This window comes from Pseudomonas sp. UBA6323 (assembly GCF_002439135.1).
In the GTDB taxonomy this organism is placed as follows: Bacteria; Pseudomonadota; Gammaproteobacteria; order Pseudomonadales; family Pseudomonadaceae; genus Aquipseudomonas.
The window spans coordinates 16,246-30,169 of the sequence record NZ_DJSX01000068.1; the positions used below are offsets into that span (position 1 = coordinate 16,246).

Consider the following 13,924-nt stretch of genomic DNA (forward strand, 5'->3'; position numbering starts at 1 on the left):
GAACCCAGTACAGTTGCGCTAAAAGCCGCGTCGCTCTTGACTTTGCAAGCACTGAAAAATGGTGCCACGGGAAGGGAAAACCGATAACCCGATTGATAGCGGTGTTTATTCATACAGTACCTACCTGGGCACTGGATGAATTCCCAGCAGCTTTTTCGGACTGTTGGGCCTGATCGACGGGCGGTATCGTTTGGGCATGGTCGGCGGAGCTTGCTAGCTCGGGCCACAGCCGAAACCAATCCTCAGGGCGAAGCTGTACACGAGTGACCTCGCGATCTGTAGCAGCTTCGATACCCACCGCCATAGCGGGTGAGGCGGANNAGGCGGACTTAACGCCATAGCCGATCAGGCGCAGGTAGTTACGGGTGGTTCCGGTCAACTGGACGGCATCGTCGGATGCCGTCTTCAGCCAGCTCAGCAATGCTGCATGCTTGATAGCCATGAGGGGCCTCTTCTCTTCATCAAAGAAAAAGATAACCCTCAGGTAACATTAAAACAACACCCAAGGGTAATTTACCTGGAGGTTCCGCTCGGAGATGATTCCCCTCATGGATATCTATGAAATACGCCGCGCCAATCTTCGAGCCCTTCTTCATGACCGCTTTGAAGGCAAGATCGCCTCTCTGGCAGAAGCGCTAGATCGTGCCCCAAGCTATCTGTCGCGCTGTATCACAGATAAGCCCGATCACAGGAAACGGATCGGCGAAGAGTTCGCGCGCGACATCGAGCTGAAGCTGGGTCTCCCAATGCTTTCGCTCAACTATTTAAATACTGGATCAGAGGCCAGCAGCGCTGCAGAGCTGGTGCACCAGATGCTGGCCAAGCATGGACAGAAGCTGAGCCAGGAAGCGCGCGAGAGGCTCATTGCCGCCACGAATGAAACTCCCGCCGCCTTAGTGATGCCTCAGCGCGGCGACGAGATCCGCATAGCTCACTACGACGTCCAGGGCGCGATGGGCAACGGGAAGCTGGTGCATGATTTTCCGGAAATGTTCCGTGACGTGACGGTGAGCCAGCAGCACCTGCGGGAGTTGGGTGTCACCTACAAAGATCCGGCTCACCTGAAGCTGATCACCGGTGATGGCCAGTCGATGACACCGACGATCCAAGACAAAGACCCGATGATCATCGATGCCAGTATTCGCGAGTTCGCTGGTGACGGAATCTACGGCTTCGTATGGCAGGGCTTGTTCTACATCAAGCGTCTGCAGGTAGCCGATGCCGAGCACTTCGAGATGATCTCCGACAACCCGAGCCACAAGGACCGGTTGATCCGGCTCGACGAGACCTACATCCAGGGGCGGATCCTGCTGGTGTGGCGAGCCCTGCGCGTATAGCCATCGGCCGCGTGGTGGATGCGAAGATTCGGGGGCTGTAGACTTGGAAAGAGTGGCGAAACGCCACCCCGACACAAGCACAAGCGCCAAGCATTTATCAAGGGACAACCGTGCACATCATTGACTTATTTTTGAGTAATTCCTATGATTTGCGTGTGGTGCAAGTAAAGCCTGGGCTTGCCGCGAAGCATGATTTGTATCGTAAGCGCTCTGTAAGAGCGTCGGTCCCAGGGTTTGCACCACCCCTTCTTCCGGTTTCGTGATCAATGACGAAACTGTTCTTATTCCTCGACGAGAGCGGGGATTTGGGCTGGAAACTAGACAAGCCCTATCGAGACGGCGGATCAAGCCGATTCCTCACCATTGCAGCACTAGTCGTCCCTGAGCAGCATGTCCACGCCCCGGCGCGGGCGATGAGAAAGCTCTATGACAAAATGAACTGGCCAACTGACAAGGAAAAGAAGTGGGCCAGAATGCTGCCTGAGGAACGCATCGCCTTTTCAGAAGCTGCTCGCAAGATTGCGGAGGCCAGCAGCGGCGAGATCAAGTACCTATCGATAACAGCTCGAAAGGAAAATGTGCGGCAGCACATCCGCTCAGACCCCAACAAGCTCTACAACTTCATGATTGGACTGCTGCTTCTCAAGGAGATGGGAAAGTACGATCAGGTGATCATGCTGACAGACGACCGCAGCATCAAGGTTCGCAGCGGCAACAGCCTGTTTGACTATCTGCAGATGGAACTATGGATGAAAATGCATGTAGAGACAGTTTTGAAGGCGCAGCCCTGCGACAGCTCGAAGAACCTATGCGTGCAGTTCGCTGACATGCTTTCAGGCATTGCACAGAGCCATTACGAAGACCGTTCATCCCAGCCCTACAGGCACCTGGCGAAGTTCTTCCAGCCGAAGCTGATCTACAACAATCCTGAACGCCCGTACTAGCCCGGCCATTGCGCCGGGCTTTTTCATACGACTGAACGTTTATGCCCAAGATCTACTCATACGTCATCGTCCACGATAGCGGCTTCGCCCCGAACCCATACGGCGGCGTATGCACGCTGGCCACCTGCAAGCCGGTCATCAGACGCACGGCCAAGATTGGCGATTGGCTTGTAGGGACCGGCTCAACAACGAAAGGATTCTCAGGTAAGGTCATCTACGCGGCGCAAATCGATACTGTTCTGGCAATGGCCGAATATGGCGCCAGCCAAGCCTTCGAAATGAAACAACCTGTTCCGAGCGGCACCATCGAGCAGAGGTGCGGCGATAACATCTACTTCCAGGACTGCAATGGCACCTGGTTCCAGCGAGAGAACGAGCACCACTGTCCGCGCCATATGAATCATGATCTGGCCGGGAAAAACGTGCTGATCTCCGTCAGGTTCTGGTACTTCGGCTCGGCCCCTCAACCTCTCCCCGAACGACTGGCCGGCATCGTCAAGCTAGGTCCTGGCCACAAGATTACGGACTCCAAAGACTCTGTCGTAGCATTAGAGCGCTGGCTGTCCGGTTTCACGCCTGGCCAAGCATCTGCCCCAGGGCTGAACGGCGTCTGCGGAGGCTGCTAGCCCATAGAGAAAGCTTGATCACCGCCACCCCTCCCGCTTGCCACCACACATCCTGCACTTCACATATGGCCCGTAGCGGCCGGTGAGCTGCGAGGTATCACCTCCGCACTGGCGGCAGTCGCCATCCCTCTCCCCGCTTTCCCATCGCAAGACCCGATAGAACCGGTAGCAGCCCCAAGCAGCAACGGCCAGCGTTGCGGCTGCTACGAACGGGAAAGCGGATCTGGCCATCTCGCCCAGGGCATGAAGCATTCCGCCCTTCCCATTCAGTGACGACAGCACAGTCAGGATCAGCAGGCCTGAGCAAGTCAGGGCCAGCGGCATAGCCAGGTTAAGCACGTATCGCATAGCACCTCCGTAGTGTTCGAGGTGGCGATTGCACCACGCCATTACTCGCGTGTCATGTCGAGACTGTTGAGCCAAAATAATTACCCGCAGGTATTTACAATAAAATAACCTGCAGGTAACTTCTATTCATCACTGCCCAGCATGGAGCGCAACACATGAACACGATTGTCGAACACGGCTTGAAGGGTCACCTGGGCATGGGCGCCGCTCTGCAAGAGCTGCGCTGCCTGCTGGCCGTGGCTGCAGGCCACTCCTCGAAAGAGGCTGCGCGTGAACTTGGCGTCGCCCCAGGAACGATCGACAAGCGCTTGTTGGCGTTGACCACGAAATTGGGCGTGCGGCGCCGTGCAGAGCTAGTCGCTACCGCTTTCCGCCGCGGCATCATCGCTCCTGCCTGCATCTTCCTGTCGGCGCTCATCGCTCTGCAGCACACCCCGTCGACCGTTATCCGTCGCCCAGAACCTGGCCGGCGCGCCGAGCTGCGCCTGTCCGTTCGCCGGGTCGAGGAGTCAGCAAACCGCTTGGTGGTGGCCTAAGCAGCGGCGAGCGCCTTCGACTGAGGGCGCTGTCCGGTGCGAAAGCATCGCGCGGTAAGGCTAGGTGAGGCAAGGCGGGGCTTGGCCCGGCCTGGCTTGGCAAGGGCTGTAATCAGCGGCCTGCTCTGCTTCGGGAGGGCAGGCCGGTGGCGATAGTCATCATGTGGCGAGGCATGTCCGGGTGTGGCGCGGCGCTGTCGGGCCGGGAGAGGCATGGCAAGGGCTGCTGGTCAGCGTTCAGCCACTTCTAGCGAGGTGGTTGATCGGTGCGAAAGCAACATGGGGCAAGGCGGGGCGCGCCAGGGCATGGCTGGGCGCGGCAAGGCAGGGCATGGGCTGGAGGGTTTCAGCGTAATGCTGGTTGGCGACAGCCAGCATTACGAAGCAACCCCTAAACAGAACGAACTTTCGAAAGCCAACAAACGCGGCAGGCCCCCGGCTTGCCTGGAGAAAAGCATGCAGACGATCAAACTGAAGCTGGTAGGCCAGTCGCCGCTGTTGATGCACAGCGACCGCTTCGCTAACCCGCTGGACCCGGCGACCAAGGCGCACAAGGTTTTGACCTCGAAGCGTAAGAAGCTCGACGAAGACCACGCCGACATTGCTAAAAGTGAGTGGCTTGGATCGCTTTACCACGATGCAGAGGTAGGCCCTTTCCTGCCCGGTCTGAACGTGAAGAGCGCCCTGGTCGGCGCGGCGAAGATCCAGAAGCTGGGCGCAGCGTTCAAGCGCGGCGTGCTGGTGCTGGATGACCGCTGCAAGCTGGAATACACCGGGCCGCGTGATCCTGAGAAGCTCTACGCCGATCCGCGATTCGTTGATGCCCGCAGCGTGGTGGTCGGTACCTCTCGACTGATCCGCTATCGCCCCAAGTTTGCGGGCTGGTCGGCCACGGTGAACATCATGTTCAGCCCTGAGATGGTCGACCGCGACGACGTGATCCGTGCTGCCGAGAACGCCGGCCTGTTCGTGGGCCTGCTCGACTACCGCCCAGAGAAAGGCGGTGCGTTCGGACGCTTCACTGTCGAGGTGGTGGAATGAGCATCACGACTCTGCACCCCGAATGGCGCCAGGCCGCGAAGGACATCGCCGAAGGCTTCAAGTACGGGGACATCATCACACTGGACTGGCTGGCCAGCTCGTTCCATCTGATCGAGCCGGAGAGCATCGCCCAGTTCAAGGAATACCAGTTCGCCTTCCTGAGCAACATGGACGCAATGCGGCAGGAGCTGCTTGAGCAGCACCAGCTTGCGCTGCGCAACGTGCGCGGCGCCGGTTACGAACTCGTCGATCCGAACAACCAAGTCGACTACGCATGGCAGACCGCCTTCGCCCGAGTGAATCGTGAACTGAGGAAGCTGGCCAGCCATGTCACGCACATCCGTCACGCAGAGCTGAGTGACGAAAAGCGTCGAGAGCACGCGGACGCCCAGGCCAAGATGTCATCGGTCGCGGGTTTCGTTACTCGTGCAGCTCGTCGCGGTTTAGCAGCCCCCATGGCACAGGAGACGACCCGATGACCGCTACCGCACACGTCCCAGTCGCAGAACTGGCAGCCGAAGCAGCTGCCGCGAACGCTAACCCCATCGCCGACCTGGGCGCTCGCCTGGTGCTGCTCGGTGCGGCGCTGCAGAAGCCCTCCAGCACCGTCACCGAACTGCAGGGTCTGGCCGCTGCCTGCGGGCTGACACTGAAAATTCGAGCTGTCGAGCACGATCTCGACACCCTCCCCGCACCTCCGGACGCTCTCCGCGCCCCCGCCAACCACGCCTGAGGTTACTCCAGATGGATACCATCAAAGACCAAGCTGTGCCCGAAAATCGCGTCACCGTGGTGCTGCGCGCCGGTGAAGGCCAGTCCCTGCAATCGATCCTGCCGTTCCTGCAGCTGGGCGCGCCGGTCGCGATCGGTCGAGGTACTGCGATCATTGCCAGCACCTGTGACGGTGATGCTCTCTCACGCCTGGAGGCGATGGACGATCCGGCTTCTCCGATTCACTCGGCAGTCGCCCTGCTCGAGCATCAGGCCGACAAGCTCAAGGCTGGTGGTGCCGAGAAGGCCGCCAAGCATTACCAGCAGGTGGCAGAACAGATCCGGCTGATAATCGGAGTACCGAAACCGGAGCAGCTTGTTCTGGATGCCCTTTCCCGCGCCAGCTCGAGCAGCGCAGATGAACGAGGCGCCGAGCTGCTGCTGGCCATCGAGCGCATCTGCCGGCGGGTGATCCAGCGCGAGTCGGTCTGTGGCGGCGTCATTGCCAAGGCGATTCAGGGGTCACGGGCATGAACCTGTCCAGGTGGAAGTTCCTCTGCATCTGCCTGGGCGTGGTGGCGCTTGTGCATTTCGTGATGCTTCACGTGGCCCTGAACCAGCGCGACGACGCCCGACAGGCGACCCGCGAGCAGGCCATCGAGCAGCTGTGCAAAGGGGTGGTGATCAGCACCACGGCCCAGCCCCAGGCAGAGCCAGCCGACGCGACCATCCTGTCCGGCGAGCAACGTCCCGCCGGGGTTGGGCAGGTGCGCCTGCAGCGCCTGGAGAGGCTCCACCTATGACGCCCGAAACCGCAAGGCTGTTGGCCAAGGCGCGGCGTCTGTTGGCCAGCACCAGCCACTTGGCAGCGCCTACATCGAAGGCCGAAAAAATTAGCATGCCCTCCCCGGCAGCAGCGCCAGTACCAGCAGGTGGCCCGGTGAATCTGTTCATGAAGCTGGAAGGCCGGCGCTTCGCCAGCGACCTGGTGCTGTCCGCTCGGTCCCTGCTGCACACCCATGCCGGCACCCAAGAACTGATCGGCAACTTGCAGCTGGCCTGCACCGGCAGGCCGGCCAGCTATGCCGCTGGCATCACCGAGATCATCGACCTCATTCGCTCGCAGGAGGACAGGCCATGCGCATGAAAACCGAGCACTACCAGCGCCTTTGGGACATGTCCAACGTCAACGGGCGCACTTTGAGAATGGACCTGATCCTCTCACGCCGGGTATGCCGCGAGGTGCTGGCCGAGCTGGAGCACTTCGGCGCTCCGTATCGCAAGAAAATCGCAGAACTCAGCAAGGGGCTGCCATTCACAGCCGCCCGCCTCGCCGATGTTCAGGAGGCATACCGCGACTTCACCGAAAACCAGCGCGGGATCCTGCGAAGCATCGGTTCGTGGCTGGCGCACTCCCCTCGCGACATGGTGAAGCACCTGCCGTTCGAGGAGGTCGCGGCGATCTATGCGGTCAATCGCGTGCACTGGCACGAGGCTCGCCCGGAATACGAAGAGCACGGCCTGATGGGCTTGCTGCACATCGGCAAGTATGAGGACAGCAGCATCTATCTGGCCAAGGCCGATAAGACCGGTTTCTTCTTCGACATGGGTCCCACCTGCGAGGCGGTCAACCACCACATGGTCAAGTGGATGGCGGAGAACATCGACAAGCTGCCCAGCCCATTCGAACCAGGCAGCCCGTTGTACGGCGTCCCCACCTACACCGTACAGCCAGACGGCAGCATGCAGCGCAACGCGCCATCCCTGGTGGTGCACAACCGAGACGGCAGCACGGCGGTGATCGACCGCAAGGACGGGCGCTGATGACCATGATCCGCATATCGCAGCGCGTGCACCTTGCCGCCGACCAGATCGCGATGATCGAAACGCCCGAGTACAACGACCGGGTGATCGTTCTGGCGAAAGACGGCCAGCGCTATGACGCCGAGCTCGGCTGGGGCCAGCTCCGCTACGAGCGCGTCGACGAGTTGCTGCGTCAGGTGAACGAGGCAACCAGGCCTCGCGTGGAGACCGAATGATGAGTATCGATAAGGTAGAACTTCGCAGGCTGGCCAAGCTCGCAACCCCAGGCCCATGGCATGACCACGGCTGCGGAAGCGTATCGTCTTCAGTGCCGGTAAAAACCGTGGCCCGCTTCTACCACCAAGGCCGGGCCGGGACTCTGCAGCAAGGCTACGAGGGTAGCGGCGCTAATGCGGCATTCGTTGCAGCAGCAAACCCGGCGACGATCATCGCGCTGCTCGACGAGCAGAACCAGCTCGCCGCCGAGTTGGCCAACGTGAAGCGCCAGCTGTCCGACTGCGCGGACTCCCTGCACGGCGAAATGCTGCAGAAGTATCACGGGCAAGACCCAGCCGATATGCACCCGGTGACTCGCCAAGAATACCAGCGCGACATGGATGAGCTGTCCGGCTACCGGGCTGCGCTGGCAGTGCGCAGTCAAGTTGGCGGCACGGCGGAGGGCGAATGATGGTCCGCACCCGCGCGAAGTGGACAGATGCCGAGGACGACATCATTCGCAAGCACTACCCGACCACCACCAATGACGCCATGGTTGCGCTGCTGCCTGGCCGCACCAAGACGGCCATAACGCTCAGGGCTGCCGGGTTTCGCATTTCGAAGACGGCAGAGCACCGGTCAGAGATGTCTCGGGCCAGCTTCCTGCGCACTTGCGAACGGCGCGGTGTTAAACCAGGCCAGCAGCCTCGCCCGATAGGGAGCACACATCGCAAGGGGCGGTACACCTTGATCAAGGTAGCGCAGCCAGACGTGTGGAAGCCATTACATGTGCACATCTGGGAGCGGGCAAACGGCCCGGTGCCCGAAGGAATGATCGTCACAGCCAGGGACGGGAACATCGGCAACGTCGACCTGGCCAACCTCTGCCTTCGCACAACGGCGGAAAACCAGCTTCGCCACAACCACAACTACAAGGGCCTCCCGGAAGAGGTCGTCGACATCCTGCACCTACAGAACGAAATCAAGAAGACCATCAAGAGGAAGCGCCAGCAATGAAAAACAAACTCTCAGACCTGCGCGACCACTTGTTCGTCGCCCTGGAGAACCTGGCTGATGCCGAAGGCGACAAGCTCGATGCGGCGGTTCGCAAGGCTGACGCGGTGAGCAACGTGGCCAAGGTGATTGTGGAAAGCGCCCGCGTGGAAGTCGACTACATCCGCCATGTTGGCGGTGTCGTGAATAACAGCGCGTTCATCGAGTCGAAGCCCGACCTGCCGCCGGCGATCAGCGGGGCGAAAAAGTGACGCGCCACGAAACGCCGAAACACGAAAACGTGGCGCGCAGTGATGGGGAGGTGCCGCCGTGCGATACCTGACAGTGAAAAAGTTTGCTGCAGAGACAGGCTACACCGAGGACGCCATTCGCTCGAAGATTCGTGACGGGATCTGGCGGTTGGGCGAGATATGGATGCGGGCGCCGGATGGCCGGACGCTGATGGACGTTGTGGGGTATGAGAGATGGGTAGAGATGGGCGGGGAGTCAGGGCAGTCTCGGATTCCAGTATCGAAATCACGTTCATGTATCGCGGCGTCAGGTGCCGGGAGAGGATCGCGCTCAAGCCCACCGCCACTAACCTGAAGCGTGCCGAGCAGCACAAAGCGGCGGTCGAATACGCGATCGCCAACGGCACGTTCGACTATGCCGTCACGTTCCCCGGCTCGCCCAGGGCGGCGAAGTTCGCGCCCGAGGCCAGCCAGGAGACGGTGGCCGGCTTCCTAACCAAGTGGCTGGCCGGCAAGAAGCAGCACGTTTCCAGCAGTACGTTCGAGGGCTACAGGAAGATAGTCGAGTTGCGCCTGGTGCCGGCGCTCGGCCCTACCCTACTGGTCGACCTGAAGCGCAAGACCGTGCGCGACTGGCTGAACAAGCTGGAGGTGTCGAACAAGACGCTGAGCAACATCCAGAGCTGCCTGCGCTCGGCGCTGAACGACGCCGTGGACAATGACGAGCTGATCGACACTAACCCGCTGGCCGGGTGGACCTTCTCCCGCAAGGACCAGGTGAAGGAGGACGACGTCGATCCTTTCAGTCCGGAGGAACAGCGTGCCATCCTGGCGGCCCTCGATGGCCAGGCCAGGAACCTGGTTCAGTTCGCGCTATGGACGGGCATGCGCACCAGCGAGCTGGTCGCCCTGGACTGGGGCGACATCGACTGGCTGAAGGGAGAGGTCTACGTCACCAGGGCGATGACGCAGGCAGCGGCCGGCGAAGCCGAGGTAACCAAGACGCTATCGGGAAAGCGGCGCATCAAGTTGCTGGCTCCAGCCATGGAAGCCCTGGTGGCCCAGAAAGCGCACACGTTCCTGGCCGGCAACGAAGTGTTCCAGAACCCACGCACCATGGAGCGCTGGAAAGGTGATCAGCCGATCAGGAAGACCATGTGGGCGCACGCGGTGAGGAAGTCTGGGGTCCGGTACCGCCGCCCCTACCAAACCCGACACACCTACGCTTCGATGATGCTCTCGGCCGGTGAGCACCCGATGTGGGTGGCAGGCCAGATGGGGCATAGTGACTGGACTATGATCGCCAGGGTTTACGGTAGGTGGATGCCAAGCGAAGATGACTCGGCAGGAAGCAAAGCAATGTTGTTTTGGAATGAGGGAAGGGAAATTGGCATCGATAGGTCGACTGACGACAAAGAGCGTAGGTGAGTTCAACCCTAACGATTGGCTGGCGGAAGGACATTCACTTCTTCTGGCATCTAGAACAATGAGGGCGCAATGGCTAGTTGAACGAAGAAAGCTGCTTAAATATCCAAATGAAGTCCAGGAAAACAAAGTAGGCAGTTTTATACGCCTATCAACAATAGACCGGGCATTGCCAAAAGCGTCAATTCTACTGATGGGATATGCCATAGAGATGTATTTGAAGTCATCTCTAGCAAGGCTCCTATCTGGATGTGCCGAAGACTTATTCATCCACCTTTCGCGAAATAAATTTGGGCACCGCTACACCAAGCTTGCAAAATTTATTGACTTCCCATTGGCCACTACAGACGAAAAACTCCTGAAGGACCTTGAGCGTGCGGTTTTATCTGATGCTAGATATCCGATACAGGTAAAGGATGGTGAGGACTATATAGAAAACCTTAACAAGGTACGAAGATCGGTAACCGACCGTTCTACTTATAGATCTTACTGCAAACTCGCCAAACGACTATTTTTGCACTCACGAAGAATAGGCGGAACACCGGAAAGTATGGTTATCCGCGAGAGCTTTACTATCGATAGCGATGGGTACTTTAGCATGAGGGCTGGCGGCGAGGTTTCTACTAGAATCACCTACAAACTAAGCAGTGAGATGAAGCAACACGGAGACCCTATAGCTTTGTTGAGAGACAACCTTGACGGCATCTCTCCTATTAGCGCGTCTCTATGGAATGAAGCAACATTCTGGGAGCACGGGCTTGAAGACGGCAAGATAACGTTCAAGAAACTTAATAAATGACAGCGTTATGACAGCTTCAGCCATGCAGGCCGCGAACTGAAAGACCACGACGCGGGTTCAAATCCCCCCGGCTCCACCAAATAAGCCCCTGATTTTCCTAGAGAAAGTCAGGGGTTTTTCTTTGGGTGTCGAAAAGGTGTCGAAGCGTTAAGCCTGCTGGAGAAGATCGCTTTCGATGTCTGAAAAATTACTGATCTTCACCGAACCATCGGGAAACCGGGCAATGACATCCAACTGACCACCCATGGCTTCGATGTGGCTACGCAAAGTGGAAATGTACATGTCAGTACGCCTTTCCATCTTGGCAATGGATGGCTGCTGTACATGCAGCACCTCAGCCAGCACCTTCTGTGACAACCCACGAGCCTGGCGCAGCTCATTAAGCGGCATCTCTGCAAGCAGCTCCTGGACTTTGGCCTCTACCCTAGCTTGAGCCTCAGGCGCCATTTTTGCGCGTAGCTCTGCAAATTTCTTAGCCATCTATCAAGCCCTCCTTTCGAAGCTGTTCCAGATGTTCGTCATACAGGCGATCAGACAGCGGAACGTTGATGTCATACCAACGATCATCACCAGTCTTGTCGCCACCAATCAGCAAAATAGCCGAACGCCTGGGATCGAATGCATACAGGGTTCTATAGGGTCGGCCTTCGTGCTGCGTCCTCAGCTCCCGCATGTGGCTGTGACGAGAGCCATTGATTCCGCTGCTGTGCGGAAAGCCAAGTGACGGGCCCCGCGCCTCCAGGAGCTGGACTGACACCGCAACAGACTCCTGCTCCTCAACAGACAAGCTTTCCCACCACTCACCGAACTCGTCGGTGTATTCGATATCCCAAGTCACGGTAAAAAATATAACCTCAAAGGAATATTCCATCAATGGAATACCCACATTATAGAGGCCTGAGCGGGCCAAAGAGTACCGCGACCTGCAGAGATGATCCGACGCCAGGTGCGCATAGCGCATGGTCATGGCCAGACTGGAGTGACCCAGGATTTTCTGCAGGGTGAGGATGTTGCTGCCGTTCTGGATGAAGTGGCTGGCGAAGGTGTGGCGCAGGGAGTAAGCGGCCTGGCCTTTCGGTAGGCGTATTGTCGTCCTGGCCAGGGCGCGGCGGATCGAGGTGATAGCCGAGTTTGGCTGGCCGTGTTGTTTCCAGTGCCTGACGATCTTTGCCTCTAGCTCTGCAATGACCGGCACCGAACGAACCCTGCCGTTTCTGTTTCCGCTGGGGGTGATCACGCCACTGCGCAGGCCGGTCGGCTCAGCCTCTGATCATCGAGCATCGGTGGCCAGACGGATCAGGGTGATCATCTCGCCATGCCGGGTATTCCAGCCATGCCGAATCTCCTCCAGCAGCCCGGCGAGCACGACAGTCTGCGAAGACTTACAGAACGCTGCCGCGCCTCGATGAGCGCCACCAATATCGATTCAGGGCGCCTTCGACGCTCACTGAATCCGATAGCTGAAAGTGTTCTTCACATTGGCCACGGCCACCGCCTGGCCATTGACCACCCGGGGCTGGTAGCGAAAGGTCCTGGCAGCCGCCAGCGAGGGTTTGACGAACATGGGGTGGCAGATGCCCACCACCTGCGGGTCTTCCACTCGGCCGGCGGCATTGACCGTGTAGGCCACGGTGCATTCGCCCTCGATCTTGCGCTCCAAAGCGCGCGGGGGGTAATCCGGCGCCTGCTTGGCGATGGGCAGGTATTGGCGGCTGGCAGCCTCGGCCTCGGCATGTGCAGCGGCGGCTGCGGCATTCGCCGCGGCCTGGCGTTCGGCTGCAGCCAGGCGCTCGGCCTCGGCCTGGCGGGCCTGGGCCAGTTGCCGTTCCTTCAGCGCCTGCTGCTGTTGCTGCTCACGGGCCAGGCGTTCCTGGCGTAGTGCTTGCTCACGGTGCTGGCGTTCGCGCTGCACCTGGCGGGCTTTTTCCTGGCGCTCCTGCTCCACCCTTTTGAAGGCGAGATCGGCCTGCTCGACCACCGGCGCCTGGACCACCGGTTCAGGTTCCTGCACTGGAACAGGCGCTGGCGGCTCGGCGGTCGCCGGTGCGGGAGCTGGCGGCACCACTGGCACCGGCAAGGTGATCAACTGGGTGGTGAGCACCGCCGAAACCGGCGCCGGCAGCGGCGCCGGGTGGGACAGGTTGAGCAACAGGTAAGCCAGCCCGACATGCAGGGCCAGCGCGACGCCGAGGGCAAAGCCGTGTTCACGCCAGGCCGGCCAGACGAAACGGGACGCGGGGATTTCCAGAGTCAGACCGTTCATCTCAGGGCGCCTCGGTAATCAGGCCCAGGCGGCTGACACCGCCACGCTGCAGTTCGGCGATGCCAGCCACCACCGACGCATAGTCGGCGTTCTGGTCGGCGCGCACGTACACCTGTGTATCAGGGCTGGCGGCAACCAGAGTGGCGATCTTCTCGCGCATTTCGTTCTTGTCCACCGCGCTGTCGGTCTGCGCCTCGACGTTCACCTCGCTGCCCAGGTTCCAGTAGAAGCTGCCGTCCTCCTTCACCGACAGGGTGACAATGCGCTGCTCCCCCGGCGTCGGCAGCGCCTCGGCGGCCACCTTGGGCAGCTCGATCTGTACGCCCTGAACCAGCATCGGCGCGGTGACCATGAAGATCACCAGCAGCACCAGCATCACGTCGATGTAGGGCACCACGTTCATCTCGGCCTTCAGGCCGTGCTTGTGCTTCGGTCGAACCAGCATTGCGCTCTCCTCCTCAGGCTGCCGCGGCCATGCTCGGCGCCGTGCCGTTCAGACGGCGGTGCAGGCGCCCTTGCAACTCGTTGCCGAAGGCGTAGTAGCGGGCGATCAGCGTCTGGCTACGTGCCGAGAAGCGGTTGTAGGCCATCACCGCGGGAATCGCCGCGAACAGGCCGATGGCGGTGGCGA

22 protein-coding genes and 1 pseudogene are annotated in these 13,924 nt (G+C 59.8%); 17 read left to right on the forward strand and 6 right to left on the reverse strand.

What is annotated here, in order from left to right:
- Window positions 1-548: 548 nt before the first annotated feature.
- The 17 genes from B3P22_RS16715 (at window position 549) to B3P22_RS16795 (ending at window position 11,030) form a co-directional block, all read left to right on the forward strand.
- Window positions 549-1,337, forward strand: coding sequence for a S24 family peptidase (locus B3P22_RS16715; RefSeq protein WP_296271754.1), 789 nt, complete (start codon window positions 549-551; stop codon window positions 1,335-1,337).
- 266 nt (window positions 1,338-1,603) lie between these two features.
- Window positions 1,604-2,281, forward strand: coding sequence for a DUF3800 domain-containing protein (locus tag B3P22_RS16720; protein ID WP_296271755.1), 678 nt, complete (start codon window positions 1,604-1,606; stop codon window positions 2,279-2,281).
- A 41-nt stretch (window positions 2,282-2,322) separates the two neighbouring features.
- Window positions 2,323-2,907 carry a hypothetical protein gene (locus B3P22_RS16725; RefSeq protein WP_296271756.1) on the forward strand — a complete coding sequence of 195 codons (585 nt, stop codon included), beginning with the start codon at window positions 2,323-2,325 and terminating at the stop codon, window positions 2,905-2,907.
- A gap of 503 nt (window positions 2,908-3,410) precedes the next feature.
- Complete coding sequence (locus tag B3P22_RS16730; RefSeq protein ID WP_296271757.1) at window positions 3,411-3,791, forward strand: response regulator transcription factor; 381 nt, start codon at window positions 3,411-3,413, stop codon at window positions 3,789-3,791.
- Window positions 3,792-4,145: 354 nt separating this feature from the next.
- Window positions 4,146-4,832 (forward strand): hypothetical protein, encoded by a 687-nt coding sequence (locus tag B3P22_RS16735; protein WP_296271758.1) that lies wholly within the window; start codon window positions 4,146-4,148, stop codon window positions 4,830-4,832.
- The gene (locus tag B3P22_RS16740) at window positions 4,829-5,311 is read left to right on the forward strand and encodes a hypothetical protein (RefSeq protein WP_296271759.1); all 483 of its coding nucleotides are present in this window, start codon (window positions 4,829-4,831) and stop codon (window positions 5,309-5,311) included. Before B3P22_RS16735 ends, B3P22_RS16740 begins: the two co-directional genes overlap by 4 nt.
- On the forward strand, window positions 5,308-5,565 hold the full coding sequence (locus tag B3P22_RS16745) for a hypothetical protein (protein ID WP_296271760.1): 258 nt from the start codon (window positions 5,308-5,310) through the stop codon (window positions 5,563-5,565). The genes B3P22_RS16740 and B3P22_RS16745 overlap by 4 nt, the downstream gene beginning before the upstream one ends.
- Before the next feature lie 11 nt (window positions 5,566-5,576).
- Window positions 5,577-6,077 carry a hypothetical protein gene (locus tag B3P22_RS16750; RefSeq protein WP_296271761.1) on the forward strand — a complete coding sequence of 167 codons (501 nt, stop codon included), beginning with the start codon at window positions 5,577-5,579 and terminating at the stop codon, window positions 6,075-6,077.
- Window positions 6,074-6,346, forward strand: a complete 273-nt coding sequence (locus tag B3P22_RS16755) for a hypothetical protein (RefSeq protein WP_296271762.1) — start codon at window positions 6,074-6,076, stop codon at window positions 6,344-6,346. The genes B3P22_RS16750 and B3P22_RS16755 overlap by 4 nt, the downstream gene beginning before the upstream one ends.
- A 137-nt stretch (window positions 6,347-6,483) precedes the next feature.
- Window positions 6,484-6,690, forward strand: a complete 207-nt coding sequence (locus B3P22_RS16760; protein WP_296271763.1) for a hypothetical protein — start codon at window positions 6,484-6,486, stop codon at window positions 6,688-6,690.
- Window positions 6,681-7,367, forward strand: a complete 687-nt coding sequence (locus tag B3P22_RS16765) for a hypothetical protein (RefSeq protein WP_296271764.1) — start codon at window positions 6,681-6,683, stop codon at window positions 7,365-7,367. The genes B3P22_RS16760 and B3P22_RS16765 overlap by 10 nt, the downstream gene beginning before the upstream one ends.
- Complete coding sequence (locus B3P22_RS16770; RefSeq protein WP_296271765.1) at window positions 7,367-7,582, forward strand: hypothetical protein; 216 nt, start codon at window positions 7,367-7,369, stop codon at window positions 7,580-7,582. Before B3P22_RS16765 ends, B3P22_RS16770 begins: the two co-directional genes overlap by 1 nt.
- Window positions 7,579-8,034: an ead/Ea22-like family protein gene (locus B3P22_RS16775; RefSeq protein ID WP_296271766.1), complete on the forward strand. Its 456-nt coding sequence runs from the start codon at window positions 7,579-7,581 to the stop codon at window positions 8,032-8,034. The genes B3P22_RS16770 and B3P22_RS16775 overlap by 4 nt, the downstream gene beginning before the upstream one ends.
- The gene (locus B3P22_RS16780) at window positions 8,031-8,579 is read left to right on the forward strand and encodes an HNH endonuclease signature motif containing protein (RefSeq protein ID WP_296271767.1); all 549 of its coding nucleotides are present in this window, start codon (window positions 8,031-8,033) and stop codon (window positions 8,577-8,579) included. Before B3P22_RS16775 ends, B3P22_RS16780 begins: the two co-directional genes overlap by 4 nt.
- Complete coding sequence (locus tag B3P22_RS16785; RefSeq protein ID WP_296271768.1) at window positions 8,576-8,827, forward strand: hypothetical protein; 252 nt, start codon at window positions 8,576-8,578, stop codon at window positions 8,825-8,827. The genes B3P22_RS16780 and B3P22_RS16785 overlap by 4 nt, the downstream gene beginning before the upstream one ends.
- 213 nt (window positions 8,828-9,040) lie before the next feature.
- Entirely contained in the window at window positions 9,041-10,234 is a 1,194-nt protein-coding gene (locus tag B3P22_RS16790) for a site-specific integrase (protein ID WP_296271769.1), read from the forward strand.
- A 58-nt stretch (window positions 10,235-10,292) separates the two neighbouring features.
- Window positions 10,293-11,030 carry a hypothetical protein gene (locus B3P22_RS16795; RefSeq protein ID WP_296271770.1) on the forward strand — a complete coding sequence of 246 codons (738 nt, stop codon included), beginning with the start codon at window positions 10,293-10,295 and terminating at the stop codon, window positions 11,028-11,030.
- Window positions 11,031-11,177: 147 nt separating this feature from the next.
- On the opposite strand, the gene B3P22_RS16800 is transcribed toward B3P22_RS16795, so the two are convergent.
- The 6 genes and pseudogenes from B3P22_RS16800 to B3P22_RS16825 form a co-directional block, all read right to left on the reverse strand.
- On the reverse strand, window positions 11,178-11,510 hold the full coding sequence (locus B3P22_RS16800; RefSeq protein WP_296271771.1) for an XRE family transcriptional regulator: 333 nt from the start codon (window positions 11,508-11,510) through the stop codon (window positions 11,178-11,180).
- A complete protein-coding gene (locus B3P22_RS16805) occupies window positions 11,503-11,868 on the reverse strand; it encodes a type II toxin-antitoxin system RelE/ParE family toxin (protein WP_296271774.1) in 366 nt (121 codons plus the stop codon). The genes B3P22_RS16800 and B3P22_RS16805 overlap by 8 nt, the downstream gene beginning before the upstream one ends.
- A gap of 111 nt (window positions 11,869-11,979) precedes the next feature.
- Window positions 11,980-12,267 (reverse strand): annotated as a pseudogene (locus tag B3P22_RS16810) (tyrosine-type recombinase/integrase); the annotation flags it as partial.
- 207 nt (window positions 12,268-12,474) lie between these two features.
- On the reverse strand, window positions 12,475-13,293 hold the full coding sequence (locus B3P22_RS16815) for an energy transducer TonB (RefSeq protein ID WP_296271772.1): 819 nt from the start codon (window positions 13,291-13,293) through the stop codon (window positions 12,475-12,477).
- Between the two features lies 1 nt (window position 13,294).
- Complete coding sequence (gene tolR, locus B3P22_RS16820; protein WP_296271773.1) at window positions 13,295-13,738, reverse strand: protein TolR; 444 nt, start codon at window positions 13,736-13,738, stop codon at window positions 13,295-13,297.
- Window positions 13,739-13,751: 13 nt separating this feature from the next.
- The coding region (locus B3P22_RS16825) for a MotA/TolQ/ExbB proton channel family protein (RefSeq protein WP_296271775.1) at window positions 13,752-13,924 on the reverse strand (173 nt) is incomplete at its 5' end.

Excerpts from the sequence above, each read along its gene's own strand:
- B3P22_RS16745 (WP_296271760.1), top strand. The coding sequence starts at position 5,308 with ATGACCGCTACCGCACACGTCCCAGTCGCAGAACTGGCAGCCGAAGCA.
- B3P22_RS16715 (WP_296271754.1), top strand. The coding sequence starts at position 549 with ATGGATATCTATGAAATACGCCGCGCCAATCTTCGAGCCCTTCTTCAT.
- B3P22_RS16795 (WP_296271770.1), top strand. The coding sequence starts at position 10,293 with ATGAGGGCGCAATGGCTAGTTGAACGAAGAAAGCTGCTTAAATATCCA.
- B3P22_RS16720 (WP_296271755.1), top strand. The coding sequence starts at position 1,604 with ATGACGAAACTGTTCTTATTCCTCGACGAGAGCGGGGATTTGGGCTGG.
- B3P22_RS16740 (WP_296271759.1), top strand. The coding sequence starts at position 4,829 with ATGAGCATCACGACTCTGCACCCCGAATGGCGCCAGGCCGCGAAGGAC.
- B3P22_RS16765 (WP_296271764.1), top strand. The coding sequence starts at position 6,681 with ATGCGCATGAAAACCGAGCACTACCAGCGCCTTTGGGACATGTCCAAC.
- B3P22_RS16815 (WP_296271772.1), bottom strand. The coding sequence starts at position 13,293 with ATGAACGGTCTGACTCTGGAAATCCCCGCGTCCCGTTTCGTCTGGCCG.
- B3P22_RS16770 (WP_296271765.1), top strand. The coding sequence starts at position 7,367 with ATGACCATGATCCGCATATCGCAGCGCGTGCACCTTGCCGCCGACCAG.
- B3P22_RS16730 (WP_296271757.1), top strand. The coding sequence starts at position 3,411 with ATGAACACGATTGTCGAACACGGCTTGAAGGGTCACCTGGGCATGGGC.
- tolR (WP_296271773.1), bottom strand. The coding sequence starts at position 13,738 with ATGCTGGTTCGACCGAAGCACAAGCACGGCCTGAAGGCCGAGATGAAC.
- B3P22_RS16755 (WP_296271762.1), top strand. The coding sequence starts at position 6,074 with ATGAACCTGTCCAGGTGGAAGTTCCTCTGCATCTGCCTGGGCGTGGTG.
- B3P22_RS16790 (WP_296271769.1), top strand. The coding sequence starts at position 9,041 with ATGGGTAGAGATGGGCGGGGAGTCAGGGCAGTCTCGGATTCCAGTATC.
- B3P22_RS16725 (WP_296271756.1), top strand. The coding sequence starts at position 2,323 with ATGCCCAAGATCTACTCATACGTCATCGTCCACGATAGCGGCTTCGCC.
- B3P22_RS16735 (WP_296271758.1), top strand. The coding sequence starts at position 4,146 with ATGCTGGTTGGCGACAGCCAGCATTACGAAGCAACCCCTAAACAGAAC.
- B3P22_RS16780 (WP_296271767.1), top strand. The coding sequence starts at position 8,031 with ATGATGGTCCGCACCCGCGCGAAGTGGACAGATGCCGAGGACGACATC.
- B3P22_RS16800 (WP_296271771.1), bottom strand. The coding sequence starts at position 11,510 with ATGGCTAAGAAATTTGCAGAGCTACGCGCAAAAATGGCGCCTGAGGCT.
- B3P22_RS16785 (WP_296271768.1), top strand. The coding sequence starts at position 8,576 with ATGAAAAACAAACTCTCAGACCTGCGCGACCACTTGTTCGTCGCCCTG.
- B3P22_RS16775 (WP_296271766.1), top strand. The coding sequence starts at position 7,579 with ATGATGAGTATCGATAAGGTAGAACTTCGCAGGCTGGCCAAGCTCGCA.
- B3P22_RS16750 (WP_296271761.1), top strand. The coding sequence starts at position 5,577 with ATGGATACCATCAAAGACCAAGCTGTGCCCGAAAATCGCGTCACCGTG.